We start from the raw sequence: 2,153 nt of genomic DNA, 5'->3' as shown, positions 1-2,153 counted from the left end.
CTTTCCACGGAGAGTTTGATCCTGGCTCAGGATGAACGCTGGCGGCGCGCCTAACACATGCAAGTCGAACGAGTAAGACGCCTTCGGGCGTGGATAGAGTGGCGAACGGGTGAGTAACACGTGACCAACCTGCCCCCTCCTCCGGGACAACCTCGGGAAACCGAGGCTAATACCGGATACTCCGGGCACCCCGCATGGGGAGCCCGGGAAAGCCCTGGCGGGAGGGGATGGGGTCGCGGCCCATCAGGTAGACGGCGGGGTAACGGCCCACCGTGCCTGCAACGGGTAGCCGGGCTGAGAGGCCGATCGGCCACATTGGGACTGAGACACGGCCCAGACTCCTACGGGAGGCAGCAGTGGGGAATTTTGCGCAATGGGGGCAACCCTGACGCAGCGACGCCGCGTGCGGGACGAAGTCATTCGTGACGTAAACCGCTTTCAGCGAGGAAGAACCATGACGGTACTCGCAGAAGAAGCCCCGGCTAACTACGTGCCAGCAGCCGCGGTAATACGTAGGGGGCGAGCGTTATCCGGAATCATTGGGCGTAAAGCGCGCGCAGGCGGGCTTTCAAGCGGCGGCGTCGAAGCCGGGGGCTCAACCCCCGGAAGCGCCCCGAACTGGAAGCCTCGGATGCGGCAGGGGGAGGCGGAATTCCCGGTGTAGCGGTGAAATGCGCAGATATCGGGAAGAACACCGACGGCGAAGGCAGCCTCCTGGGCCGGCATCGACGCTGAGGCGCGAAAGCTGGGGGAGCGAACAGGATTAGATACCCTGGTAGTCCCAGCCGTAAACGATGGACGCTAGGTGTGGGGGGATCGGTCCCTCCGTGCCGAAGCCAACGCATTAAGCGTCCCGCCTGGGGAGTACGGCCGCAAGGCTAAAACTCAAAGGAATTGACGGGGGCCCGCACAAGCAGCGGAGCATGTGGCTTAATTCGAAGCAACGCGAAGAACCTTACCAGGGCTTGACATATCGGTGAAGCCGGAGAGATCCGGTGGCCGAGAGGAGCCGATACAGGTGGTGCATGGCTGTCGTCAGCTCGTGCCGTGAGGTGTTGGGTTAAGTCCCGCAACGAGCGCAACCCCCGCCGCGTGTTGCCAGCATTCAGTTGGGCACTCACGCGGGACTGCCGGCGTCAAGCCGGAGGAAGGCGGGGACGACGTCAAGTCATCATGCCCCTCATGCCCTGGGCCGCACACGTGCTACAATGGCCGGCACAACGGGTTGCCACCCCGCGAGGGGGAGCGGATCCCCAAAGCCGGCCCCAGTTCGGATCGCAGGCTGCAACCCGCCTGCGTGAAGCCGGAGTTGCTAGTAATCGCGGATCAGCACGCCGCGGTGAATACGTTCCCGGGCCTTGTACACACCGCCCGTCACACCACCCGAGTCGTCTGCACCCGAAGCCGCCGGCCGAACCCCTTTCGGGGGCGGAGGCGTCGAAGGTGTGGAGGGTGAGGGGGGTGAAGTCGTAACAAGGTAGCCGTACCGGAAGGTGCGGCTGGATCACCTCCTTTCTAGGGAGACACCCTAATCAATTCTGAAAGACCGAGTCCGGAGCAGCAGAGTCCGCCGGACGAGGCCCCGCCTGGACAACCGTTTCCGTCCCAGCATCCGGCTCCCGGGATTCCCGGGCACCTTGAGAGCCGCATAGCGATTCGAAGCGAAGATATCAACATATCTTATCTCCATGTCATGAAAGACATTAGCGCACAGCAATTCATACGCTGCATTCCCAAAGGAATCAGCGGGGAACGCTTGCGCATCTTCATGGCGGATGAAAGCAATTTCCTTTTTATTCCATTGATACAGATGACATGTACCATCATGCTCCAGGCCTTCCGCCCCGGGGGGAATCCCCCGAGGGCGCAAGGTACCATGGGCGCACGGCGGATGCCTTGGCATCGGAAGTCGACGAAGGGCGCGGCAAGCCGCGATAGGCCCGGGGGAGGCGCAAACGGCCCTAGATCCCGGGATTCCCGAATGGGGGAACCCAGCCGCCGTCATGGGCGGCTACCGCGTGGGAGGCCATCCCATGCGGGGACAACCGGGGGAACTGAAACATCTAAGTACCCCGAGGAGGAGAAATCAACCGAGATCGCGCGAGTAGCGGCGAGCGAAAGCGCGCGAGCCCAAACCGGATACGGCGCCAAGG

At 62.8% G+C, this 2,153-nt stretch carries 2 rRNA genes; both read left to right on the top strand.

The window, feature by feature from the left end:
- Positions 1 to 3: 3 nt before the first annotated feature.
- Positions 4 to 1,515 (top strand): 16S ribosomal RNA (locus ACWI8T_RS09675).
- A gap of 349 nt (positions 1,516 to 1,864) precedes the next feature.
- Positions 1,865 to 2,153, top strand: a 23S ribosomal RNA gene (locus ACWI8T_RS09670); the annotation flags it as partial.

This window comes from Slackia sp. (assembly GCF_977041755.1).
Note: the sequence above shows the minus strand (reverse complement) of the source record. Positions and strands in the feature narration are given on the sequence as shown.